The organism is Sodalis sp. (in: enterobacteria), assembly GCF_047607725.1.
Taxonomy (GTDB): Bacteria; Pseudomonadota; Gammaproteobacteria; order Enterobacterales; family Enterobacteriaceae; genus JBLKSS01.
This window is the reverse complement of record NZ_JBLKSS010000073.1, coordinates 1-24550: the sequence shown is the minus strand read 5'-3', so window position 1 is coordinate 24550 and position 24550 is coordinate 1. Positions and strand designations below refer to the sequence as shown.

The following is a 24550-nucleotide window of genomic DNA, read 5'->3' as shown; positions in this document are numbered from 1 at the left end:
ATCATCGCCGGATTATCCATGATCTGACAGCCGTCCCTTATAGGATGCGGGTTCACTAGGCATCGTAGTGGAACATATTCTTACCGGGCCATACAACAAACCCACCAATAATTCAAGACGTCCTCCACGGGGCGCTTACACCTGAACCAGGTAGAACTTAAATATATTGACCTTAGCAAAGCAAAACTGCCCGGTGCCAGAATGTAGACAATTAATGGCTGCATGCATTACAAACGATGTGGTTAAAGATCTTAACGTTGCCCGTTGAGATCTTTATGATCGCGTCAAACGTGACTTTTCGTAGCTCCTTGGGCGTGAATCAAATCTTTATTGTCTTAAACGCTTCTTTTGGCAGAATCTAAACGTTATAGCTTTAACTCTGTGTGAAAAACGGGTAATAGGTTTTCAGCTCTATCATCCGCTCCGTTTGCTGCGTAAATAACTTTATAGAGGCTATTGATCGAAATTGTTAGTATTAATGACCTTCGTTATGATTTGTATATGAAAGCGATAGATGATTGACACATAGCGTTGCAACTTATAGACAATTCTGGCGCGGCCGAGATAAAGTTTATCAAGGGCATAAAGCGAGGTAGGCAATGTTTCTCAAATTATTGGCCGCTGCACGGCGCTTCACGCGCCACGGTAAAAATGCGTCCTCAGAATGGGGGGGACAGTGTATGCCTTAGTAATAACCTAAGATCGTAAACGGCGATTCGCTAACGTAACTTAAGCTATTAAAAAACATGTTGTCGATAATAGAGAACCATTGTCGCCCCTATTGCCACCCACTCCGTGAGATGTGCTAAAGTTTTGTCCCACGGGCCACGTTGTTCTCTTTCATTGACTATTTACCTATTATCCTAAAACAGTCATCTAGATCATCAGTCGGCCAGCGTGATAATGCAAACCGGTTAGTCAGGCAACGGCAGTTAGCCGTCTTCGGTTTGAACGCCGCAGCATACGGGCAGGGTTAGAAAAGTTTAATGCAAACATGCCATAGGGTAGTGGAGGATGATGTATGCACAAAGAAAAAGAGAAGATAGCGATAGAGCCACCCCGCGAGTACGCTTGCTGAGTGAGCTAGTACACCCAACCCAGGCTTTGATTATCGCTCAGTCAAATTGACTACGCCTAAGCGCGGCTAGCGCCGATTCCGCGAGGCGCGCGCGGGTGGTAAAGAGTAGCGAATTGGTTAGCGCTTAGTTAGGCACTCTACCCGCGGTGCGCGGGAGGGATAAAGGCGCCAATGACCTTCGTTGCTGCCGGTTCACGCGCGGCGGCGGTCCTGTGCGCATGAGCGCCGTGGTAGGTTTGCTCGCTGTTAATATTCCCAAGTCTCGGGGTCGATCCCCATTTTGCGCATCATCTCTTTCGCCACTTCTGGGATTTCGTCGTTTCGCTCTTTACGCAGATCGTGGTCGTCCGGTAGCGGTTGACCGGTGAAAGCGTGCAAAAACGCTTCACACAGCAGTTCGCTGTTGGTGGCATGGCGCAGGTTGTTGACCTGGCGCCGGGTTCTTTCGTCGGTCAGAATCTTAAGAACCTTCAGCGGAATGGATACCGTTATCTTTTTGACCTGTTCGCTTTTTTTACCATGTTCAGCATAAGGGCTGACATATTCACCTTTCCATTCCGCCATGGGATACCTTAATGTCTCAACGAATGAATATAAATTGCAGAAAGTTCGCTAATTATGCCGTATATGCGGGAAACGCTCTACTTAATGCCGGCTAAATTTGCTGTTTATCACCATTTCCTATCGTTTCGCACTCGACCCCGACCTTCGCCTGCGTTACAACAAATGAAATAGATTCTAACTGTTCAATTCAGCATAGTTTTATGCGGTTATTGTTTCTGTGCTCAATCTATACGCAAAGAAGTTTAGATGTCCAGATGTATTGACGTCTATCTTTGCGCGGTTTACTCTTTCACCTTACTTTTAGCATTTGTCAGGATGTGACACCATGACGCACAAGCAGGCCACTATCGCAGTTCGCAGCGGGTTGAATAACGACGAGCAATTCGGTTGTGTCGTTCCGCCGATTACCCTCTCGAGTACCTATAATTTTACCGACTTCAACCAGCCGCGCGCCCACGACTACTCCCGCCGCGGTAACCCGACGCGTGATGTGGTGCAGCGGGCGCTGGCGGAACTGGAGGGCGGTGCGGGCGCGGTAATGACCAGCAGCGGAATGTCGGCCATTCATTTGGTGTGTACGGTTTTTCTCAAACCCGGCGATCTGCTGGTGGCGCCCCATGATTGCTATGGCGGCAGCTACCGGCTGTTTGAAAGTCAAAGCAAGCGCGGCGCCTATCGGGTGCAGTTCGTCGATCAGGCAAATCCGCAGGCGTTGGCCCAGGCGCTGGCCGCCAAACCGAAGCTGGTATTGATCGAAACGCCCAGTAACCCGCTATTGCGGGTGGTGGATATCGCAGCTATCTGCCGCGATGCGCACCAAGCGGGCGCCTTATGCGTGGTGGATAACACCTTTATGAGTCCGGCGCTGCAACAGCCGCTGGCGCTGGGCGCCGATCTGGTTGTGCATTCCTGCACCAAATATCTCAACGGGCATTCCGATGTGGTGGCGGGCGCGGTGATTGCCAACGAGGCGGACGTCGCCACCGAATTGGCCTGGTGGGGCAACAATATCGGCGTCACCGGCAGCGCGTTTGACAGCTATCTGTTGCTGCGCGGGATACGTACCCTGACGCCACGCATACGGCAACAGCAAAGTAATGCCCAAGCTATCGTCGCCTATTTACAGCAACATCCGCAGGTGAAAAAGTTGTATTATCCCGGCCTACCGGAGAAGGAGAATCCCGGCCACGAGATCGCCTGCCGCCAGCAAAGCGGCTTTGGCGCGATGCTCAGTTTTGAACTGGACGGCGACGAAACCACGCTGCGCCGGTTCCTGGCCGCGCTTGAGCTGTTTACCCTGGCCGAATCGCTGGGGGGCGTGGAAAGCCTTATCTCCCACGCCGCGACTATGACGCATGCGGGAATGGCCGTCGAGGCGCGCGCGCGCGCCGGTATTGGCGAAACGCTGCTGCGAGTGTCGGTCGGGATCGAAGATAGCGAAGATTTAATTGCCGATCTGAAACAGGCTTTCCAGGCGGCACTACAGAGGTAAGCATGAGTCCACTAGTAAGCGCGGACAGCCCGATTGGCCGTCAATTGCATAAATTTGGCGGCAGTAGTCTCGCCGACGTGAAATGCTACCAGCGGGTGGCGGGGATTATGGCCGAATACAGCCAGCCCGGCGATCTCATGGTGGTTTCCGCGGCGGGCAGCAGCATCAACCAGCTGATAAGCTGGTTGATGCTGAGCCAAGGTGATCGCCTGTCCGCCCATCAGGTGCAGCAGAATTTGCGACGCTATCAAAGCGAGCTAATTAACGGTTTGCTGCCCCCCCGGACGCCGAAGGGTTGCTTGTCGCGTTCATTCGCGACCTGGAGCGACTGGCGGCATTGCTTGACGGCCCCATCAGCGACGCGCTCTACGCTGAGGTGGTCGGGCACGGTGAAATCTGGTCGGCGCGGCTGATGGCGGCGCTGCTCAGCCAGTTTGACATGGAGGCGCGGTGGCTGGACGCACGCGATTTTCTCCGTGCCGAACGCGCCGCCTAGCCCCAGGTAGATGAAGGGCGTTCCTGGCCGCTGTTGCAGCAGTTGCTGACCCAACATCCCACCAAACGGCTGGTGGTGACGGGCTTTATCTACCGTAACCAGGCGGGTGAAACGGTGTTGTTGGGCCGTAACTGCAGCGATTACTCCGCCACCCAGATCGGCGCGCTGGCAAGTGTCGCCCGCGTCACTATCTGGAGCGATGTTTCCGGCGTTTACAGCGCCGATCCGCGCAAGGTAAAAGAAGCCTGCCTACTGCCGCTGCTGCGCTTGGATGAGGCCAGCGAGCTGGCGCATCTGGCGGCGCCGGTCCTGGTCCTGCACGCCCGGACCCTGCAGCCGGTATCCGGCAGCGATATCGATTTACTGCTGCGCTGTAGCTATCAGCCGGAGCAAGGCTCCACGCGCATTGAGCAGGTATTGGCCTCCGGTACCGGCGCAAAAATCGTCACCAGTCATGATGACGTCTGCCTGATTGAACTCACCATCCCGCCGCAGCACGACTTCGTGCTGGCTCACAAAGAGATGGAGCTGGTACTGAAACGCGCCCAGATCAAACCGCTGGCGGTGGGGGTGCATCGTGACCGGCGTTTGCTGCAGCTGTGCTACACCTCTGAGGTTGCCGGTAGCGCGCTGAGTATTCTTGAACAGTCCGGGCTGCCGGCGCATTTACAACTGCGTGAGGGGGTGGCGCTGGTGGGCGCCGGCGTGGCGAAAAACCCGCTGCACAGCCACCGTTTCTATCAGCAGCTGAAGTATCAACCTATCGAATTCTTTTGGCAGGGCGAGGACGGCATCAGTCTGGTGGCGGTCCTGCGCGTCGGGCCTACCGAGCATGTTATACAGGGGCTGCACACCTCGCTATTTCGCGCCGAAAAACGCATTGGCCTGATGCTGTTCGGCAAGGGCAATATTGGCTCCCGCTGGCTGGAGCTTTTTGCCCACGAGCAAAAAAACCTGTCGGCGCGCACCGGCTTTGAATTTATTCTCTGCGGCGTGGTGGACAGCCAGCGTAGTCTGCTTAGCTACGACGGGTTGGATGCCAGCCGGGCGCTGGCCTTTTTCAACGACGAGGCGACGCTTACAGAGCCGGAAGATCTGTTTTTGTGGATGCGTGCCCACCATTACGACGATCTGGTCGTGCTGGATGTGACCGCCAGCGAGGCCGTTGCGGATCAGTATCTGGATTTCGCCAGCTACGGCTTTCACGTAATCAGCGCCAACAAGCTGGCTGGCGCGTCGGGTAGCGACAACTATCGTCAGGTGCGCGACGCCTTCGCCAAAACCGGTCGCCACTGGCTTTACAACGCGACAGTGGGCGCCGGCCTGCCGGTGAACCATACGGTGCGGGATTTGCTGGACAGCGGCGACAGCATCCTCTCCATCAGCGGTATCTTCTCTGGGACACTGTCCTGGCTGTTTCTGCAGTTTGACGGCAGCGTGCCCTTCACCGAACTGGTGGAGCAAGCCTGGCAGCAGGGACTGACGGAGCCGGACCCGCGCGTCGATCTTTCCGGTCAGGACGTCATGCGTAAACTGGTGATTTTGGCCCGTGAGGCGGGGTATGCCATCGAGCCTAATCAGGTGCGGGTCGAATCGCTGATGGCGCCCGGTCATGAAGCGGGGTCGGTAGATCACTTCTTTGAAGAAGGCGGCGAGGCGCTTAACGAACAAATGCTGCAACGGCTGGAAGCGGCGAAGGAAATGGGGCTGGTGCTGCGCTATATTGCGCGCTTCGAGGCTAACGGCAAGGCGCGGGTCGGCGTGGAGGCGGTGCGGCGGGAACACCCGATGGCCTCATTGCTGCCTTGCGACAATGTTTTCGCTATTGAGAGCCGCTGGTACCGTGATAATCCGCTGGTCATCCGCGGGCCCGGCGCCGGGCGGGGATGTGACCGCCGGGGCTATTCAGTCGGATCTAAACCGCCTGGCGCAATTGCTCTAAGCGCACAGCAGCGGGGCGTCTGAGGCAGCGGAACGCAACGAGAAGCGGCAGGCGTGGCCGGCGTTGTACGTCGTTCATACCTTTCAGATAGGGATGCTCGGCTGCAGCCTTTACGGCGCGCCATTGCAGCAGTAGACGACGCGCGCGGCTCCTTTGGCAGCGGTTCCTGTGACAATGAGGGGCCGCTGGCGCATCTGGCCTAATGTATTACCGCCGTAATGCCCTGTTGTGCGTTATACCCCGACCGCTCCGTCGCTTTAACCCCAGGTGCGAGTCGTGCGTTTTACGCTGCATCTCCAAGCCGCCTCGGCGACAACGCTTCCCATCATCATGTCGAGCCTTTTACGCCGTATCCCCGAGCCGCCTCGGCGGCAAAACCACCCAATGCCGTGCGCACCCTCTCGCCAAGAACCACCAGGGCTGTATCGCGCATTTTCCATGGTTGCCGCTGCCTAATGAGCCGCCGTTCAGGCCCTTTTGCTCCTACCGCGCTTGCACTCGTCTCCTCTTTGCGCCTCATCGCAGCAATCGATTCACCCCCGCCTCTGGCAAATTGAAATAAATTCACGCGCCTTGAATATTACTCGCCTTCAGCAACAATGAATTGATTGACGAACTTCGCGAATTCAGTCATTTTTTATTTAGACGTCTAAACATATAGACGCTTATCTGTGGCGGGCTTACGCCCCACCTACATTGTGTCATGAGGTATAAGTATGAGTTTCTTTCACGCCAATCAGCGAGAAGCATTGAATCAGAATCTGGCTGAACTGCAGGGCCAGATAAACGTCTCGTTTGAGTTTTTTCCGCCCCGCACCAGCGAGATGGAACAGACCCTCTGGCAATCTATTGACCGGCTGAGCGAATTGAAACCGACTTTTGTCTCGGTGACGTACGGTGCGAACTCCGGCGAACGCGAGCGTACCCACAGCATTATTAAAGATATCAAGGAGCGTACCGGTTTAGATGCGGCGCCGCATTTGACCTGTATCGACGCTACACCGCCCGAGCTGCAGGCGATTGCACAGGACTACTGGCGCAGCGGGATCCGCCATATTGTGGCGTTACGGGGCGATTTGCCGCCCGGCCGCGGCCGACCGGCGATGTACGGCGCTGATTTGGTCGCGCTGCTCAAAAAGGTGGGAGATTTCGATATTTCCGTGGCGGCTTATCCGGAGGTACATCCTGAAGCTAAAAGCGCCCAGTCGGATCTTATTAATCTGAAAAAGAAAGTGGATACGGGCGCCAGTCGGGCGATCACCCAGTTCTTTTTCGATGTGGAAAGTTATCTGCGTTTTCGCGATCGTTGTGTGGCCGCCGGGATTGATACGGAAATTGTGCCGGGCATTCTGCCGGTATCCAATTTTCGCCAGCTTCAACGCTTCGCTTCTTTAACGAATGTGAAAGTGCCCAACTGGATGACCACCATGTTCGACGGGCTGGATCACGATTTGGAAACTCGCAAGATGGTGGGGGCCTCCATCGCCATGGACATGGTAAAAATTCTCAGCCGGGAAGGGGTGAAGGATTTTCATTTTTATACCCTGAACCGCGCCGAGCTCACCTATGCCATCTGCCATACGCTGGGGGTGCGCCCAGAGATCAAGGCCGGCCCTGCGGCGAATTGGGCTGCGGTTTAATAACGGGGCTGGTCGGCTAGGCGTTGTTCACACGTTCGCGGGTGTTAAGGCCCGTTACAACGCGTCTATGTCGTTGAAGGGCGGCCTCGTCGCCAACGCGCCTTCCGACGACGGTAGCACCTCTTCTGGCGCTAGCCGCCTCCCGACGACGACGCGCGTGCGGTACCGGTTGCGCGCGTTGCCGTTGCTCAGCCGGTGTTACGCATGCCCGCCGCGACCCCGGCAATGGTGACCATCAGCGCCTGTTCCACCCGAGTGTCGGGCTGTTCCTGCTGCCGTGAGCGATGCAGCAGCTCAGCCTGCAGCACGTTCAGCGGATCGGTATAGACATTCCGCAAGGCGATAGATTCGGCGATCCACGGTAAATCGGCCATAAGATGATCGTCGTTGGAAATCGTCAGCACCACGTTGATGTCGTCCGCCAACTGCTGACGCAACTGTTTACCCAGCGGCCACAACGATTCTTCGACCAGTCGCTGATCGTAATATTCGGTCAACCACAGGTCACTTTTGGCGAAGACCATTTCCAACATGCCGATCCTAGTGGAGAAAAACGGCCAGTCGCGGCACATGGTTTCCAATTGGTCTTGCTTGCCGGATTCCACGGCTTTCTGCAGCGCCGCGCCGGCGCCCAGCCAGGCAGGCAGCATCAAGCGGTTTTGCGTCCAGGCGAAGATCCAGGGAATGGTGCGCAGGCTTTCGACACCCCCGGAGGGCCGGCGTTTGGCCGGCCGAGAGCCGAGCGGTAATTTGCCTAGCTCCAGCTCCGGCGTCGCCGAGCGGAAATAAGGAACGAAATCCGGGTTTTCGCGCACATAGCCGCGATACATATCACAGGAGACCGTCGACAGCTCCTCCATCAGCGCGCGCCACTCCTGGCGCGGCTCCGGCGGCGGCAGCAGATTGGCCTCGAGGATGGCGCCGGTGTAGAGAGCCAGACTGCTGATGGCGACTTCCGGCAGGCCGTATTTAAAGCGAATCATCTCGCCCTGCTCGGTCACGCGCAGGCCGCCCTTCAAGCTGCCGGGTGGTTGGGAGAGCAGCGCGGCATGGGCCGGCGCGCCGCCGCGGCCGATGGAGCCGCCGCGTCCATGAAACAGCGTAAGATTGATGCCTGCCTTATCGCAGGTTTTGATCAACGCGTCCTGCGCGCGGTATTGCGCCCAGGAGGAGGCCATCACGCCGGCATCTTTGGCGGAATCGGAATAGCCAATCATTACCATCTGCTTGCCCTGAATAATACCGCGATACCAATCGATATTCAGCAGCTCAGTCATGACTCGATCGGCGTTATTCAAATCATCCAGGGTTTCAAACAGCGGCGCCACCGGTAAGGTATAATCACAGCCCGCTTCTTTTAGCAGTAAATGTACCGCCAGGACGTCCGAGGGCGTGCGCGCCATGGAAATCACATAGGCGGCCACCGACCCCTGGGGCGCGTCGGCAATCACCCGACAAGTATCGAGCACTTCCGTGGTCTCTTCACTGAGCTGCCAGTGTCGGGGCAGCAGCGGTCGCCGTGAGTTGAGCTCGCGAATCAAAAATGCCTGCTTATCGGTTTCCGACCAACTGGCATAGTTTCCCAGCCCCAAATAGCGGGTAATTTCGCTCAACGCTTCAGTATGGCGCGTGCTTTCCTGGCGCACATCGATGCGCACTAATTGAATACCGAAGCATTTGATCCGCCGCAGCGTATCCAGTAGTTGACCGCTGGCGATAATCATCATGCCGCAGGCGCGCAGCGACTGATAACAGGCGAAAAGCGGTTCCCAAAGTTGATCGTTGGTTTCCAGTAAATCCGCCGGCGCCGCGCGATGTTCACCACGCAGCTGCGCCGCCAGCCAGTCCTGGGTACTCAGCAGCTGCGCGCGTAGCCGCTTCATTAGCCGGCGATAAGGCTCTTGCTCCTCTTCGCCGCCCCCGGCCAGCGCACGCAGCTCGGGAGTGCATTCACCCATCGACAGCTCCGAGACCAGCACCTGTATGTCGCGCATAAAAAGATCCACCGCTTTCCAGCGGCTGAGCAGTAGCACGCGGCGTGTGATGTCGGCGGTAACATTGGGGTTGCCGTCGCGGTCTCCGCCCATCCAGGAGGTAAAGGTGACCGGCACATTTTCCACCGGCAGTTTATAGCCGAAAACATTTTCCAGTTGTTCATTGAGCTCGCGTAAATAGCGCGGTACCCCATCCCAAAGGCTATTTTCCACCACCGCGAAACCCCAGCGGGCTTCATCCACCGGCGTCGGGCGGTGTTTACAGATTTCGTCGGTATGCCAATATTGGGCAATCAATTGGCGTAGGCGGCGCATGATCTGCTTGTGCTCATACTCCGCCAGATCGTTGTGATCTAATTGTTTCAGACAGTTATTCACCTCGACCAGCATGTGTATCAGAGTGCGGCGGGTAATTTCGGTGGGGTGCGCGGTAAGGACCAATTCAATCGACAGGGATTTCACCACGGCGCGAATCACTTTTTCATTCAGCTCGGGGTGGTTTTTCAACCGGGTGAAGACTTTGCCCAGACCTTCAGGATTATTAGCCGCTTCGCCATGGGGGGAAATAGAATGAAATTGCTCGGCGGTATTGGCTAGATTAAGAAATTGGCTGAAGGCGCGCGCCACCGGCAGCAGCTCATCATTGGAAAGGTTTTGCAGGGTGGAAAGTAACTGCTGGCGATGCTTTTCATTGCCGGCCCGGGACGATTTGGACAGCTTGCGGATGGTTTCAATCTTTTCTAGGATATTTTCTCCCATCGCATCTTTAATCGTGTCGCCCAGAAGCTTCCCGAGCATACTAACGTTGCTTCGCATTGCCGAATATTGTTCGTTCATATGGACCCTGATTGGACTCTTTGAAAATTTATTTCACCGGATAGCGTAAATTGTTTGCCATTATCTAGCCACGTATCGCAAGGTTCGTCAATTGCCAACATTTCACGACAAAAACCTCACATTCGCGGCAATTCACTAAATTTAATTACACCTACCAATTATAAGAATATCTTATTCATTCAGGCGATGTTTTCTGCGCAAAGGGTGTTTTCCACGCGCGACGATGCCGGCGTGGAAAGCGTGTTTTTCATTCAGTGTTGGCAAAAATGCTGAACAATCTGCACGATCAATTCCCGGGTGGGTTTAATGAACGCCGTATCGATAAATTCATCAGGCTGATGGGCCTGATTGATAGAGCCGGGACCGAGCACCAGGGTGGGACATAACGCCTGAATAAACGGGGCCTCGGTGCAATAGTTGACCACCTCGGTTTCTACCCCCAGCAATTTTTCCACCACTTGCACCAGCGGCGCATCCACCGGGCATTCATAGCCTGGAATGGGCGGATGCAGCGCCGACACCGTAATACGGCCCGGCCAGCGTTCGCTGACGGGCGCCAGCGCCTCGGTCATCAGCTCCTCCAGCTCGCCAAGCGTCAGGCCGGGCAGCGGACGAATATCCATATGCAATTCACAACAGCCGCAGATGCGGTTAGCCGCATCGCCGCCGTGAATATGACCAAAATTCATGGTGGGGTAAGGAATGACAAAGGCCGGATGGTGATAGCGTGTCTGTAGCGAATCGCGCAGGAGCTTGAGGTGAGAGATGGCCTCATGCATCACTTCGATGGCGTTGACGCCGCGGGCGGGATCGCTGGAGTGCCCGGATTGCCCCATCACGGTGACCGCGTTGGACAAATGGCCTTTATGCGCGCGTACCGGCGTCAGGGAGGTAGGTTCACCGATAATGGCGTAATCCGGCCTTAATTGACTGCTGCGCGCGAAATAACTGGCGCCGGCCATTGAGGTTTCTTCATCCGCCGTCGCCAGCACGTAGAGCGGTTTTTTCAGCGTGGCGGCATCGATATCCCGCAGGCTGTCGAGCACGAAAGCGAAAAACCCTTTCATATCCGCGGTACCCAGGCCGTAAAGCTTATTGTCGTGCTCGGTCAGGACAAAAGGATCCCGCGTCCAGCGGCCATCGTCGAACGGTACCGTATCGCTGTGGCCCGTCAATAATAATCCCCCCGGCCCGCAGCCTATGCTTGCCAGCATGTTAAACTTGTTGCGTGTCCCCGGCACCGGCTGGACTTTAACCTGAAACCCCAGATCGCGGAACCAGCCCGCCAGCAAAGTGATTAACGCCTCATTACTTTGGTCCAGAGCGGCGTCGGTGGCGCTGATGGACGGCGTGGCAATAAGCGCACGGTAAAGCTCAATAAAAGGGGGTATTTTTATCATCGTAGTTGACAGCCTTTGCTTTGGATAGTATCAATATTCATGCAATTATTATGAATAAAAATACATTAACGTCGAGCGTGATGTAAACGGGTTCCTACCAGACTACTACGCTTGACCTCGCGGGTGAACAGCGGATTGGCGCTGAACCGCCCAACTCCCGTTTCGATAAGCTTAAGAAGGCAAACAAATTCCATGCTGAATACGCTGATTGTCGGCGCCAGCGGTTACACGGGTGCTGAGCTTGCGCTCTACCTGGCCCGCCACCCGCAGATAAATCTCGCAGAGCTGACGGTCTCCGTGCAGAGCGCCGACGCTGGCAAATTGCTGTCGGAGCTGCATCCGCAGTTAAAAGGCATCGTTGATCTGCCGCTGCAGCCGATGGACGATGTCAGCGAATGGGCGAAGCGCGCCGATGTGGTGTTTCTCGCCACCGCCCATGAAGTGAGCCATGCGATGGCGCCGCAATTTCTGGCGGCCGGCTGCGTGGTGATTGATCTCTCCGGCGCTTACCGCGTCAATCAGGCAGACTTTTACACGCAATATTACGGGTTCGAGCATCAGTACTCTGACTGGCTGGACCGGGCGGTATACGGTCTGGCGGAGTGGCAGGAAGAGGCGATAAAAACCGCCCAGCTGATTGCGGTGCCCGGCTGTTATCCCACAGCGTCGCAGCTGGCGCTCAAACCGCTGGTCGCAGGGGGGTTGCTTAACGGCGATCAATGGCCGGTGATTAATGCGATCAGCGGCGTCAGCGGCGCCGGGCGCAAGGCAACGCTCGGCAATAGCTTCTGCGAAGTCAGCCTGCAGCCTTACGGTATCTTCACCCATCGCCACCAGCCGGAAATCGCCAGCCATTTGGGTATTCCGGTGATTTTCACGCCGCATTTGGGCAATTTTGCCCGCGGCATCCTGGCGACCATTACCTGCCGGCTGCGGCCCGGCGCGACCCAGGTGGCGGTGGCGGCCAGTTTCCATCAGGCCTATGACGACAAGCAGCTGGTGCGGCTTTACGATCAGGGCGTGCCGGCGCTGAAGGCGGTAGTGAACACACCGTTTTGCGATATCGGTTTTAAAATGCAGGGCGAACATCTGATCGTGGTGGCCGCCGAGGATAACCTGCTCAAGGGAGCGGCGGCGCAGGCGGTGCAGTGCGCCAATATCCGTTTTGGTTATGCGCAGACGCAGGCGCTTTGGTAAGGACAAGTGAGGCCAACAACATAATGAATCCATTGATTATCAAACTAGGCGGCGTATTGCTGGACAGCGACGAGGCGCTGGAGCGTTTATTTACCGCGTTCGATAGTTATCGCGCCGAGCACCAGCGCCCCTTGCTTATCGTCCACGGCGGGGGTTGCCTGGTGGACGATTTGATGCATAAACTTTCCCTGGCGGTGGTAAAGAAAAACGGTCTGCGGGTGACGCCTGCGGATCAGATTGCAATTATTACCGGCGCGCTAGCCGGTACCGCGAATAAGACCTTGTTGGCGTGGGCGAAGAAACACGCCATCTCTGGGGTAGGGCTGTGCCTGGGGGACGGCGACAGCGTGAGCGTGACGCAGCTTGATCCGGCGCTGGGCCATGTCGGCCATGCGCATCCCGGTTCACCGGCGCTGCTGACGACGCTCTTGGACGCGGGCTATTTGCCCGTTATCAGTTCTATCGGGATCACCGCCGATAGCGATCTGATGAACGTTAACGCCGATCAGGCGGCGACCGCGTTGGCCGCCACCTTGGGCGCGGACCTGATCCTGCTGTCCGACGTCAGCGGGATCCTCGACGGCAAAGGCCAGCGCATTACGGAAATGACGGCGCAGAAAGCCGAACAGCTGATCGAACAGGGGATTATCACCGACGGTATGATAGTGAAGGTCAATGCCGCGCTCGATGCGGCACGTACGCTGGGCAGGCCGGTGGATATCGCCAGCTGGCGTCACGCCGAGCAGCTGCCGGCGTTGTTCAACGGCGTTGCCATCGGCACCCGCATATTGGCCTGATTCTCGGCGCCGCCGGCCGGTTCGATATTACCCTCTTACGGCGCGGCATGAGGCCGCGCCCTCACATTTTCCGCGCGCGACGGTGCGGGTCAGCATGGTTTTCAGGAGAGCAGGTTATGGCACTTTGGGGCGGACGGTTTAGTCAGGCGGCGGATCAACGTTTTAAATCTGTCAACGACTCGCTGCGGTTCGATTATCGCCTGGCCGAGCAGGATATTGTCGGCTCCGTGGCCTGGTCCCGCGCGCTGGTCACCGTGGGGGTGTTGAGCGAAACGGAGCAACAGCAGCTGGAGGACGCCCTGAACGTCACCCTGGAAGAGGTGCGCGCCGCGCCGGAGGCTATCCTCGCCAGCGATGCGGAAGATATTCACAGCTGGGTTGAGCAGCGCTTAATTGAGAAAGTGGGCGACTTGGGCAAGAAGCTGCATACTGGGCGCAGCCGCAACGACCAGGTGGCGACCGATCTGAAGCTGTGGTGCAAAGCGCAAGTCGCCGAGCTGCTTGGCGCAATTCGCCAATTGCAGCAGGCGCTGGTGCTCACCGCCGAGGCCAATCAGGACGTAGTGATGCCCGGTTATACCCATTTACAGCGCGCGCAACCGGTCACCTTCGCCCATTGGTGTCTGGCCTACGGCGAAATGCTCTCCCGCGATGAAAGCCGCCTGCGGGACACATTAACACGGCTGGACGTCAGCCCGCTCGGCGCCGGTGCTTTAGCCGGTACTGCCTACGCTATCGATCGCGATCGGCTGGCCGGCTGGCTGGGTTTCGCTTGCGCCACCCGCAACAGCCTGGATAGCGTTTCCGATCGCGATCACGTTCTGGAATTGCTGTCGGACGCGGCCATTGGCATGGTACACCTTTCCCGTTTTGCCGAAGATCTGATTTTCTTTAACACCGGCGAGGCGGGCTTTATCGAATTATCGGATCGCGTCACCTCCGGTTCGTCGCTGATGCCGCAGAAGAAAAACCCCGATGCGCTGGAGCTTATCCGCGGTAAATGCGGCCGGGTGCAGGGCGCGCTGACCGGTATGATGATGACGTTAAAGGGGTTGCCGTTGGCCTATAACAAGGACATGCAGGAAGATAAAGAAGGGCTGTTCGACGCGCTGGATACCTGGCTTGACTGCCTGCACATGGCGGCGCTGGTACTCGATGGCATCCAATTGAAATCGCCGCGCTGCCGTGAAGCGGCGCAGCAGGGCTATGCCAACGCGACCGAACTGGCGGATTATCTGGTGGCGCGGGGTATCCCCTTTCGCGAGGCGCACCATATTGTCGGTGAGGCGGTAGTGGAGGCTATTCGCCAGGGGCTGCCCCTGGAGGTGCTGCCGCTGGCGCAATTGCAGGCCTTCAGCCCGGTGATAGGCGATGATGTCTACCCGGTATTGGCGCTGGCGTCGTGCCTGGCGCAGCGTAAGGCGAAAGGCGGCGTGGCGCCGGAACAGATCGCGCAGGCTATCGCCGAGGCGAAACAGCGTCTGGCGTGACGTGAGCGGCTCTGCGCCTGGGGCAAAATGAACGTCCCGCGGCGCGGCCGTTTAGACGTGGGTTGCGCGGCTATGCCTGTTCCAGAAAGGTCGCCAACTCTTCTCGCTGCCGCCGATAAACACCTGCGGCACCGTGGCGCGTCCCGTGACCGCGCGCAGACTGACGGAGGTGGCGTCTTTCCCCAGTAAAATTTCCTCGAACGGCATACCGCGTTCGACCAGCATCTGCTTGCCCCTGGCACAAAACGGGCAGCCGGGTTTGGTAAACAACGACACCGACGGCTGCACCTGACATCCCGGCACCAGATAACATAGCATCGTATCGGCGTCGGACACTTCAAACGGATCGCCGGATTTGTCCGGCTCGACGAACATCTTTTCCACTACGCCGTCGCGCACCAGCATGGAGTAGCGCCAGGAGCGAGGACCGAAGCCCAGCGCCGCCTTCTCCACCAGCATGCCCATGCCACGCGTGAATTCGCCGTTGCCGTCGGGAATAAATTTGATGTGATCCGCATGCTGATCCGCTTGCCAGGCATTCATAACAAAAGCGTCGTTAACGGAGAGGCAAACAATACTGTCCACGCCCTGCTGCGCAAACAGATCCGCCAGCTCGTTATAACGCGGCAAATGGCTGGAAGAGCAGGTCGGCGTGAACGCCCCCGGCAGTGAAAAGATAATTACCGTCTTATTGCTGAACGGTTCATCGGTTGACACATCCACCCATTGATCGTCCTGGCGGGTATGGAATATGACTTGCGGGACCTTCTTTCCTTCTTGACTATGGAACATAACTAACCTTATTAACGGGATGGATGAAACACGACGGCCTTAGCCTGCTGCGGGGATTATTATTGGTTTTAGCTATTGATAGGACTAATCGTTGATTGCTATTCTATCTATCGACGCGGGCTATCGCGTCGACGGAGGACTTCATGAACATTCGCGATCTTGAGTATTTGGTGGCCTTGGCCGAGCATCGTCATTTCCGACGCGCCGCCGATTCCTGCCATGTTAGTCAGCCCACTCTCAGCGGACAGGTGCGCAAGCTGGAAGATGAATTGGGCGTGATGTTATTGGAACGAACCAGCCGTAAAGTGCTGTTTACCCAAGCCGGCCTACTGCTGGTGGATCAGGCGCGTACGGTGCTACGGGAAGTGAAGGTTCTGCGCGAGATGGCCAGCCAGCAGGGGGAATCCATGTCGGGACCGCTGCATATCGGCCTTATCCCCACCGTGGGGCCTTATCTGCTGCCGCATATTGTTCCGACGCTGCACCAGACTTTTCCCAAACTTGAAATGTATTTGCACGAGTCACAAACCAGCCAGCTGTTGCAGCAGCTTGATAGCGGCAAGCTGGATTGCGCTATTTTGGCGCTGGTGAAAGAGTCGGAAGCGTTTATCGAGGTGCCGCTGTTCGATGAACCGATGCAGTTGGCGATCTATGCCGATCATCCCTGGGCGTACCGCGATCGGGTGCCGATGTCGGATCTTGCCGGCGAGCGGCTGCTGATGCTGGAGGACGGCCACTGTCTGCGCGACCAGGCGATGGGCTTCTGCTTCCAGGCCGGCGCCGACGAGGATACGCACTTTCGCGCCACTAGTCTGGAAACCCTGCGCAATATGGTGGCGGCGGGCAGCGGCATCACCCTGCTGCCCTCGCTGGCGGTACCGCGGGAGCGCAAGCGGGATGGCGTTTGCTATCTCAATTGCTATAAACCAGAGCCCAAACGCACTATCGCGCTGGTATATCGGCCCGGTTCACCGCTGCGCGCCCGTTATGAGCAGCTAGCGGACTGTATCCGCAGCCATATGCAAACCTACATGGGTACCGGCCTAAAACAGGCGGTTTAACCCGTTAAGCGCCGCAACCCGGTAGGCCTCCGCCATGGTGGGGTAATTGAAGGTCGTATTGACGAAATACTCGATGGTATTGTCTTCTCCCTTCTGCTCCATGATGGCTTGGCCGATATGAATAATTTCGGCGGCGCGCTCGCCAAAACAGTGAATGCCCAGGATCTGTTTCGTCTCGCGGTGGAATAACAGCTTTAGGCTGCCCACATTCATGCCGACGATTTGCGCCCGCGCCAGATGTTTGAACTGCGCCCGTCCGACTTCATAGGGGACTTTCATTGCCGTAAGCTCTTGTTCGGTTTTACCGACAGAGCTGATTTCGGGGATGGTATAAATGCCGGTGGGAATATTTTCGATCAACTGCACATTGGCTTGCCCTTTGATTATCACCTGTGCGGCGATACGGCCCTGATCGTAAGCCGCGGAGGCCAGGCAGGGATAACCAATCACATCGCCGACCGCATAGATATGGCGAGCGGCGGTTTGATACATGCTGTTGACTTTAATCAGGCCGCGGCTGTCCGCTTCCAGCCCGATATTGTCCAGCTTAAGGGTATCGGTATTGCCGGTGCGGCCGTTGGCGTAAAGCAGGCAATCGGCTTTCATGCGTTTACCGGAGCGAAAACGTACCTCAACGCCGTCATCGAGCCCTTTAATTTCTTCGTATTCTTCGTTGTGGCGGATAACCACGCCGTTTTTCCAGAAATGATAAGACAGGGCGTCGGACATCTCCTGATCGAGGAACGCCAGCAGCCGATCGCGGGTGTTAATCAAATCCACCTTGACGTTCATACCGCGAAAAATTGACGCGTACTCGCAGCCGATGACGCCGGCACCGTAAATAATAACATGGTGGAGATCGTGCTTTAAATCGAGGATAGAGTTGCTATCGTAAATACGCGCATGGTCAAAATCTACATCCTGGGGATAATAGGGGCGAGAGCCACAGGCGATGACGATATTTTCCGCGCTAAGGATCTCGGTGGTGTTGTCGCCATAGTGGATCTGCACCCGGTGTTCATCAACGAAGCTGGCCTCGCCGGTGAATATCTGGCAGTGGTTGCGCTCGTAAAAGCCCTGGCGCATATAGGTTTGCTGCTTTATGACTTGATCGGCGTGGCGCAGAATATCGGCGAAGCCGGTATGGGGCAGGTGGGTATTGCCATGCAGCGGACTCTGGTTGACTTCAATAATCCGGCTAACCGCCTGGCGCAGGGCTTTGGAGGGAATGGTGCCCCAGTGGGTGCAACCTCCGCCGACGTTGTCATAGCGTTCAATCACCGCGACGCGCGCGCCACGCTTAGTCAACCCCATGGCGGCACCTTCGCCGCCCGGTCCGGAACCGATAATAATGGCATCGTAATCGTACTTTGGTTGCATAGCTGTCCCAACCTGATGAATACAAATTAACAACCTAATTGTAACATCAACGCCCGCATATCCCAATTGTCAACGTATCGGGCGGGCCGTTACAGCACGGATCGTCCTGTCAGACCCCCGATCGTGTGATCGTGGCAAGGCGCACGGACGTTAAAATACACAGTTTGTATCAACGCTGTTGCAACAAATTTTGATATAGTTGTTTTTTTACAATTATTGCGAGGCTGGATGGTTTATATGGGCGTCAGAGCGCAACAAAAAGAGCGGACGCGGCGTTCGCTCATTGAGGCGGCATTCAGCCAGTTGAGCGCTGAACACAGTTTCGCCAGCCTGAGCCTGCGTGAAGTCGCCCGCCAAGCCGGCATTGCGCCCACCTCGTTTTACCGTCATTTCCGCGATGTGGATGAGCTGGGGCTCACCATGGTGGACGAAAGCGGTCTGATGTTGCGCCAATTGATGCGCCAGGCGCGTCAGCGCATCGCCAAGGGGGGCAGCGTGATCCGCACCTCGGTGGCCACCTTTATGGAATTTATCGGTAATAACCCCAATGCCTTTCGCCTGCTGCTGCGCGAACGTTCCGGCACCTCCAGCGCCTTTCGCGCCGCGGTGGCGCGGGAAATCCAGCACTTCATCGCCGAGCTCGCCGATTATTTGGAAATAGAAAACCATATGCCGCGCAGCTTTACCGAAGCGCAGGCGGAAGCGATGGTTATCATCGTCTTCAATGCCGGCGCGGAAGCGCTGGATGTCGATTTGGAGCAGCGCCGCCAGCTGGAAGAGCGGCTGGTGCTGCAGTTGCGTATGATTTCCAAAGGGGCTTTTTATTGGTACCGTCGCGAACAGGAAAAAGCGCTGACCCTTACCCAGAATAATGGCAGGTAACAGATGACCCTAAATCCCCTCGCAGAGAAAGGCACGCTGCTGTTGGCACTGATTGCGGGCCAGTCCCTTAACGGCAGTTTTACCGCGCTGTTTAACGCCATCGTTCCGTTTTCCCTCTTTCCGCCGATCGCGCTGGCGCTGTATTGCCTACATCAGCGTTATCAACATCATGCGATGCCGCCGGGTTATCCCTTACTGGTGGCGGCGAATTTTCTGCTGGGGCTGTTGGTGTACAGCGCCATTGTGCGCGCCGAATATCCTGCTATCGGCTCCAATTTCGTGCCGTCAATTCTGGCGGTAGTGCTGGTATTGTGGATTGGTCGGCGGCTGAAAATGCTGCGCCGGACGCAAACGGATGGCGATGAAAATTACTGAGGCCTGCATCACCTCGGGCGGGGAATCGCTTGCCGCGTAGGTCCGGCTGTCTTGCTTCTTACCCAAAATGCGCCGGCCTGACGTCCTCGCTATAGACATGGCCGCCCTGGATGACGGTTAACGTTCCTCGGCTTGGATACGTCTGCGGGCGGCGTCATGGCCTATGCGAGGATGTCCAGGCTTCGCCTTTTGGTGTTAAGTGCCGGCGGCGTTAACCCGCCGTCGCCTTGCGTACCAGCAACACGCCGCACTCCATATGATGGGTGTAGGGAAACTGATCAAACAGCGCCAGCCGTTCAATACGGTGCGTGGCCGCAAGCGTAGTGAGGTTGCGGCACAAAGAGTCGGGATTGCAGGAGATATACAGAATGCGCGGATAGGCCTGCACCATGCTCACCGTCTCATCGTCCAGCCCGCTGCGCGGCGGGTCGACAAAAATCGTTTCGCAACGGTAGCTGCGCAAATCAATCTCCTTCAAACGCGTAAATTCGCGTTCCCCCCACATCGCCTGGGTAAATTCTTCCGCCGATATACGGATTATTTGCACGTTGTCGATATGGTTGGCGGCGATATTGTACTGTGCCGCCTCCACCGACGGTTTGGCGATTTCAGTGGCCAGCACTCTGTCGAAATGACGCGCCAGCGCCAGGGAAAAATTGCCGTTGCCGCAGTAGAGCTCCAGCAAATCACCCTGCGCGCCCTCGGTGGCCGCCAGCGCCCATTCCAGCATGTGAATATTGATATCGGCATTGGGCTGGGTAAAGCTGTTCTCTATCTGTCGGTAGATAAGAGTGCGGCCGGCGACGGGCAGACGCTCGTCGACATAATAGCGATCCAGGCAGATTTTGGTCTTGTTGGCGCGGCCGATGAGCTGGATTTGGTACCCGCGGGCGCGCAATGCGTCGCGCAGGCGCGCGGCGCAATCGCTCCAGGCATCGTCCAGCGGTCGGTGATAAATGAGCGTGACGACCGCTTCGCCGCTTAGCGTCGTGAGATAGTCTATTTGAAACAGCTTGGCGCGCAGCACGGGCTCAGGGCGTATGGCCGTCATCATCTCGGTCATCAGCGTATTGATGAGGGTACTGCCGGCCATGAAATGATCGATGCGGATCCGCGCTTTGGTCTGCTGATCGAACATGATGTGATAAAGATCGTCCTCATCATGCCAGATGCGGAACTCGGCCCGCATGCGATAATGCGCCGGCCGCGATCGGAAAATCTGCGCCTCGGGCGCCTGGAACGCCAGCATCATCTGCCGCAGACGGTTCGCTTTTTCCGTCAACTGGTGTTCATACTGGTCGAGGGGTAACGTCTGTGGCGTCATGGTCGTTTCCTGCTAATTGGGCGGTAATGACCGCTTTTGCCCGGGATTGTAGGGAATAAACCGTTAATGTCCAGTTTTGTCGCGTGTAAGTGTCCTGGCGCATTTGTTCCCTGGACACTTTTATCGCCGGAACGGTAGGATTATGGGCCGGCCCAAGACGCTGCCGGTTTTCCACAGTTTCCTCCAGGGTCCGCCGCAGGCGGCCGGTACCTGTAGCCAGCGGCGTCCTGCCAATCGATTGGATGCGAAGAGATGTCTAAAACAAAAACAACCGTACTGGTGACGCTGTCCGTCACGGCCTTTTCCGGTTGGGGGCAAGATAGCGCCGCCACGCAGGCTGCCGACGGCCATGCGCTGATTATGTCCGCGAACCGCTTCCCCCACCCGGTATCCTCGGTACTGGCGCAGGTCAGCATGGTCACCCGCGAAGATATCTATCGCGGACAGATTAAATCGGTGGCCGAGGCGCTGAGCCGGTTGCCGGGAGTGGATATCGGTCAGAACGGCGGTCTCGGTCAGCAAAGTTCGCTTTTCATTCGCGGCACCAACGCCAGCCATGCGCTGGTGTTAATCGACGGCGTGCGGATGAATCAGGCGGGTATATCCGGCTCCTCCGATCTCAGCCAAATCCCCATCGCGCTGGTGCAGCGCATTGAATATATCCGCGGGCCGCGTTCGGCGGTGTACGGCTCCGATGCGATTGGCGGCGTGATGAATATCATCACCACCCGAGAACAGGACGGCAGCACGCTTAGCGCCGGTATGGGCTCCCACGGTTATCAGACCTATGACGGCGCTACCCGTCAGCAATTGGGGGAAAACACCACCGCCACGTTGGCGGGCAATTATACCTATACCCGCGGATTCGATGTTCGGGCCAACTTGCCGGATAATTATGGCGATCCGGCCCAGCCTGATCACGATGGCTTCATGAGTAAAACGCTGTACACTGGTCTGGAACATCGGTTCAACGAGCAATTCAGCGGTTTTACCCGCACTTACGGTTTTAACAACCGCAGCGCGTATGACGGCACCTATTCCTACAGCGACGCCAATCATCCGGATGTGCTGCCGGACACCCGGCAGCTCTACAGCCGGACCTGGGATACCGGCCTGCGCTTCCAGCAGGGGATTTATGCTTCCTAATTGTCTTTCAGTTATAACCATACCAAAGACTATAACTATGATCCCCACTATGGACCTTATGCGGATTTCGCCACGCTGGACGACTCCAAGCAGTATTACCTGCAGTGGGGTAATACGCTGCAAATCGCACACGGTACCGCCAGCGCTGGGGTGGATTGGCAGAAACAGACCACCGAGCCCGGCACCAATTATCTCAGCGATGGCTATGAGCAGCGTAATACCGGCTTATATGCCACGGTTCAGCAATTATACGGCCCGGTAACCTTGGAGGGTGCGGCGCGAGAGGATGATAATTCGCAGTTCGGCTGGCACGATACCTGGCAGGGCAGCGCCGCCTGGGAAGTCGTCGAGGGTTATCGCCTCCTGCTGTCCTATGGCACCGCCTATAAGGAGCCGAATCTCGGCCAGCTTTATAGCGCCTATGGCGGCAATGCACAGCTCGATCCCGAGCAGAGCAAACAGTGGGAAGGGGGACTAGAAGGTTTAACCGGCCCGCTGGACTGGCGTTTAACCGCCTATCGCAACGATATTGACGATATGATCGCGTGGGATACTGACAGCGAAAACTATTACAATATCGGCAAGGCGCGCATTAAAGGGGTAGAGTGGACGGGCTCGTTTACTACAGGCGTGCTGGCGCACCAAGTGACGCTGGAATACCTCGATCCGCGTGATGCCAAGACCAACGAAATCTTGGCGCGCCGCGCCAAACAGCAGGTGAAATATCAATTGGACTGGCTGGTGGCCAATATCGACTGGTCGCTGAATTACCGTTATTTAGGGCAGCGCTGGGATACGGATTACAACACCAATCAACACGTACGGCTGGGCGGCGTGAGTCTTTGGGATATCGCGGCGTCATATCCGCTCACAACCCGCTTGACGGTTCGTGGTAGACTTGCTAATGTGTTCGATAAAAATTATGAGACAGCTTATGACTACCAGACTGCAGGACGGGAATTGTATCTCACCGGGACCTATGCTTTCTGACGGCAGCCCCGCTAAACGACCCACCATTCTTGTCTTTGACTCCGGCGTGGGGGGCCTATCGATTTATGATGAGGTCAGGCAAACGTTGCCGGATGCCCATTATCTGTATGTGTTTGACAATGAGGCTTTCCCCTATGGTGAGAAGCCGGAGCAATTCATTGTCGATAGGGTCGTCGCCATCGTTGGCGCGATGTGGCGGCTGCAGAAGCTCGATATGGTCATCGTTGCCTGTAATACCGCCAGCACGATTTCATTGCCTGCGTTGCGTGAGCGTTTTCCCTGCCCCATCATCGGCGTGGTGCCGGCCATCAAACCGGCGGCCAGGCTAACCCGCAATGGCATCGTCGGACTACTGGCGACCCGCGCTACCGTACAGCGCAGCTATACTCACGATTTGATCAGTCAATTCGCCGGCGATTGCCAAATTTTGCAATTGGGTACGGCCGAACTGGTGGATATGGCGGAAGCCAAACTGCACGGCGAAATGGTGCCGCTGCCGGTGCTGCGTAAACTCCTACGTCCCTGGTTAAGGGCGGTGGAGCCCCCCGACACGGTCGTGCTTGGCTGCACCCATTTTCCCCTGCTAAGCCAGGAATTACAGTCGGTACTGCCGGAAGGCTCCCGCCTGGTCGATTCCGGCTCAGCCATTGCCCGCCGTGCCGCCTGGCTGGTAGAGCATGAGATAGATGTCAGTGGCCTACAGGGCGAGGCGGGGCAGAATAGGGCCTACTGTCTTGCCACCCCGCCGCAGGCGGTGGCGCTGATGCCCGCATTGACGCGCTATGGTTTCGGATCATTGGGAAAGCTTACGCTCTAACAGTAGGCCATGCCTTAACAACGGACCATGCCGCTTGGGCCAGGACACGGCGTTAATCCATCCGATCCCCATCGTGCTGCTCTCACCCTTTGCACTTAGGCCGCTGGCGTTTCGTCTCTCTTCCTCTCTATGTCGCGATCGCGACGACAGCCTCACCCCGCGCTCGTACCGACGGCGGGAACTTTTCGCCGGCGGGCCAAAAAAGAATTATCAGTCCGTCGGCGTTAGAGTTGACTGAAAAACAGGTTCCGATGGATAAACGGGCGGCGGAAAAAGAGTGCTTCGTTTAATTTATCGCCAGTCGACGCAAAAGTTGCAATTAGCGCTTGTCACCGGCCGTGAAGGCCCTATAATGCGCCTCCACTGACCGGGAACATCACCGGCTCAGCCAGAGGCAGGCGGCCCGCTAGGGGCAAATAAAAGCTTGACTCTACAGCGGAAAAGCGTAATATACGCYACCCGCGCCTGGTAGAGAAAACACCCTCCCGGCCACGCTCTTTAACAATTTATCGGACAATCTGTGTGGGCACTCACAAGACGATATCGACACACGAAATATCAAGTCTTGAAGAGTGAACAAACGAATATTCATATGAATACCAGTTTTAATTCTTTGAGCATCAAGCTTTTAATTGAAGAGTTTGATCATGGCTCAGATTGAACGCTGGCGGCAGGCCTAATACATGCAAGTCGAGCGGCGGACGGGTGAGTAATGTCTGGGGATCTGCCCGATGGAGGGGGATAACTACTGGAAACGGTAGCTAATACCGCATAACGTCGCAAGACCAAAGTGGGGGACCTTCGGGCCTCACACCATCGGATGAACCCAGATGGGATTAGCTAGTAGGTGGGGTAA

The 24550-nt window shown here is 56.7% G+C and carries 15 protein-coding genes, 1 rRNA gene and 2 pseudogenes; 12 read left to right on the top strand and 6 right to left on the bottom strand.

The window, feature by feature from the left end:
- Positions 1-1324 precede the first annotated feature (1324 nt).
- Positions 1325-1642, bottom strand: coding sequence for a met regulon transcriptional regulator MetJ (gene metJ / locus ACMX3H_RS07295; RefSeq protein ID WP_415210330.1), 318 nt, complete (start codon positions 1640-1642; stop codon positions 1325-1327).
- Positions 1643-1967: 325 nt separating this feature from the next.
- On the opposite strand from metJ, the gene metB reads away from it, so the two are divergent.
- From metB to metF, 3 genes and pseudogenes are all read left to right on the top strand, one after another.
- Entirely contained in the window at positions 1968-3134 is a 1167-nt protein-coding gene (gene metB, locus ACMX3H_RS07290; protein ID WP_415210329.1) for a cystathionine gamma-synthase, read from the top strand.
- 2 nt (positions 3135-3136) lie between these two features.
- A pseudogene (locus ACMX3H_RS07285) lies at positions 3137-5572 on the top strand (bifunctional aspartate kinase/homoserine dehydrogenase II).
- 716 nt (positions 5573-6288) lie between these two features.
- Positions 6289-7212: a methylenetetrahydrofolate reductase gene (gene metF / locus ACMX3H_RS07280; RefSeq protein ID WP_415210328.1), complete on the top strand. Its 924-nt coding sequence runs from the start codon at positions 6289-6291 to the stop codon at positions 7210-7212.
- A gap of 188 nt (positions 7213-7400) precedes the next feature.
- Here the strand turns inward: metF and ppc are convergent, their stop codons facing one another.
- Together ppc and argE are read right to left on the bottom strand one after the other, a co-directional pair.
- A complete protein-coding gene (gene ppc, locus ACMX3H_RS07275; RefSeq protein WP_415210327.1) occupies positions 7401-10043 on the bottom strand; it encodes a phosphoenolpyruvate carboxylase in 2643 nt (880 codons plus the stop codon).
- Positions 10044-10294: 251 nt separating this feature from the next.
- Positions 10295-11443, bottom strand: coding sequence for an acetylornithine deacetylase (argE, locus tag ACMX3H_RS07270; protein ID WP_415210326.1), 1149 nt, complete (start codon positions 11441-11443; stop codon positions 10295-10297).
- A gap of 192 nt (positions 11444-11635) precedes the next feature.
- Between argE and argC the strand changes: the two genes are divergently transcribed.
- From argC to argH, 3 genes are all read left to right on the top strand, one after another.
- Positions 11636-12640: an N-acetyl-gamma-glutamyl-phosphate reductase gene (gene argC, locus ACMX3H_RS07265; RefSeq protein WP_415210325.1), complete on the top strand. Its 1005-nt coding sequence runs from the start codon at positions 11636-11638 to the stop codon at positions 12638-12640.
- Positions 12641-12660: 20 nt separating this feature from the next.
- The gene (gene argB, locus ACMX3H_RS07260) at positions 12661-13437 is read left to right on the top strand and encodes an acetylglutamate kinase (RefSeq protein WP_415210331.1); all 777 of its coding nucleotides are present in this window, start codon (positions 12661-12663) and stop codon (positions 13435-13437) included.
- 116 nt (positions 13438-13553) lie between these two features.
- On the top strand, positions 13554-14927 hold the full coding sequence (argH, locus tag ACMX3H_RS07255; protein WP_415210324.1) for an argininosuccinate lyase: 1374 nt from the start codon (positions 13554-13556) through the stop codon (positions 14925-14927).
- Positions 14928-14978: 51 nt separating this feature from the next.
- On the opposite strand, the gene ACMX3H_RS07250 is transcribed toward argH, so the two are convergent.
- Complete coding sequence (locus ACMX3H_RS07250) at positions 14979-15719, bottom strand: glutathione peroxidase (protein ID WP_415210323.1); 741 nt, start codon at positions 15717-15719, stop codon at positions 14979-14981.
- A 143-nt stretch (positions 15720-15862) separates the two neighbouring features.
- On the opposite strand from ACMX3H_RS07250, the gene oxyR reads away from it, so the two are divergent.
- Complete coding sequence (gene oxyR, locus ACMX3H_RS07245; RefSeq protein ID WP_415210322.1) at positions 15863-16780, top strand: DNA-binding transcriptional regulator OxyR; 918 nt, start codon at positions 15863-15865, stop codon at positions 16778-16780.
- Here the strand turns inward: oxyR and sthA are convergent.
- The gene (gene sthA / locus ACMX3H_RS07240; RefSeq protein ID WP_415210321.1) at positions 16763-18160 is read right to left on the bottom strand and encodes a Si-specific NAD(P)(+) transhydrogenase; all 1398 of its coding nucleotides are present in this window, start codon (positions 18158-18160) and stop codon (positions 16763-16765) included. The genes oxyR and sthA overlap by 18 nt on opposite strands.
- 237 nt (positions 18161-18397) lie before the next feature.
- Between sthA and fabR the strand changes: the two genes are divergently transcribed.
- Both fabR and ACMX3H_RS07230 read left to right on the top strand, forming a co-directional pair.
- Positions 18398-19042 carry an HTH-type transcriptional repressor FabR gene (gene fabR, locus ACMX3H_RS07235; RefSeq protein ID WP_415210320.1) on the top strand — a complete coding sequence of 215 codons (645 nt, stop codon included), beginning with the start codon at positions 18398-18400 and terminating at the stop codon, positions 19040-19042.
- Positions 19043-19045: 3 nt separating this feature from the next.
- Positions 19046-19417, top strand: a complete 372-nt coding sequence (locus tag ACMX3H_RS07230; RefSeq protein ID WP_415210319.1) for a YijD family membrane protein — start codon at positions 19046-19048, stop codon at positions 19415-19417.
- A 211-nt stretch (positions 19418-19628) separates the two neighbouring features.
- On the opposite strand, the gene trmA is transcribed toward ACMX3H_RS07230, so the two are convergent.
- Complete coding sequence (gene trmA / locus ACMX3H_RS07225; protein WP_415210318.1) at positions 19629-20741, bottom strand: tRNA (uridine(54)-C5)-methyltransferase TrmA; 1113 nt, start codon at positions 20739-20741, stop codon at positions 19629-19631.
- A gap of 252 nt (positions 20742-20993) precedes the next feature.
- On the opposite strand from trmA, the pseudogene btuB reads away from it, so the two are divergent.
- From btuB to ACMX3H_RS07210, 3 genes and pseudogenes are all read left to right on the top strand, one after another.
- Positions 20994-22877: pseudogene (gene btuB / locus ACMX3H_RS07220) on the top strand (TonB-dependent vitamin B12 receptor BtuB).
- Positions 22822-23694 carry a glutamate racemase gene (gene murI / locus ACMX3H_RS07215; protein WP_415210317.1) on the top strand — a complete coding sequence of 291 codons (873 nt, stop codon included), beginning with the start codon at positions 22822-22824 and terminating at the stop codon, positions 23692-23694. Before btuB ends, murI begins: the two are co-directional and overlap by 56 nt.
- A gap of 629 nt (positions 23695-24323) precedes the next feature.
- Positions 24324-24550, top strand: a 16S ribosomal RNA gene (locus tag ACMX3H_RS07210); the annotation flags it as partial.

Bases quoted from the DNA above. Each gene is read 5' to 3' on its own strand.
- argC (WP_415210325.1), top strand. From the start codon at position 11,636: ATGCTGAATACGCTGATTGTCGGCGCCAGCGGTTACACGGGTGCTGAG.
- ACMX3H_RS07230 (WP_415210319.1), top strand. From the start codon at position 19,046: ATGACCCTAAATCCCCTCGCAGAGAAAGGCACGCTGCTGTTGGCACTG.
- fabR (WP_415210320.1), top strand. From the start codon at position 18,398: ATGGGCGTCAGAGCGCAACAAAAAGAGCGGACGCGGCGTTCGCTCATT.
- murI (WP_415210317.1), top strand. From the start codon at position 22,822: ATGACTACCAGACTGCAGGACGGGAATTGTATCTCACCGGGACCTATG.
- oxyR (WP_415210322.1), top strand. From the start codon at position 15,863: ATGAACATTCGCGATCTTGAGTATTTGGTGGCCTTGGCCGAGCATCGT.
- argH (WP_415210324.1), top strand. From the start codon at position 13,554: ATGGCACTTTGGGGCGGACGGTTTAGTCAGGCGGCGGATCAACGTTTT.
- metJ (WP_415210330.1), bottom strand. From the start codon at position 1,642: ATGGCGGAATGGAAAGGTGAATATGTCAGCCCTTATGCTGAACATGGT.
- ACMX3H_RS07250 (WP_415210323.1), bottom strand. From the start codon at position 15,719: ATGTTCCATAGTCAAGAAGGAAAGAAGGTCCCGCAAGTCATATTCCAT.
- trmA (WP_415210318.1), bottom strand. From the start codon at position 20,741: ATGACGCCACAGACGTTACCCCTCGACCAGTATGAACACCAGTTGACG.
- metF (WP_415210328.1), top strand. From the start codon at position 6,289: ATGAGTTTCTTTCACGCCAATCAGCGAGAAGCATTGAATCAGAATCTG.
- metB (WP_415210329.1), top strand. From the start codon at position 1,968: ATGACGCACAAGCAGGCCACTATCGCAGTTCGCAGCGGGTTGAATAAC.
- ppc (WP_415210327.1), bottom strand. From the start codon at position 10,043: ATGAACGAACAATATTCGGCAATGCGAAGCAACGTTAGTATGCTCGGG.
- sthA (WP_415210321.1), bottom strand. From the start codon at position 18,160: ATGCAACCAAAGTACGATTACGATGCCATTATTATCGGTTCCGGACCG.
- argE (WP_415210326.1), bottom strand. From the start codon at position 11,443: ATGATAAAAATACCCCCTTTTATTGAGCTTTACCGTGCGCTTATTGCC.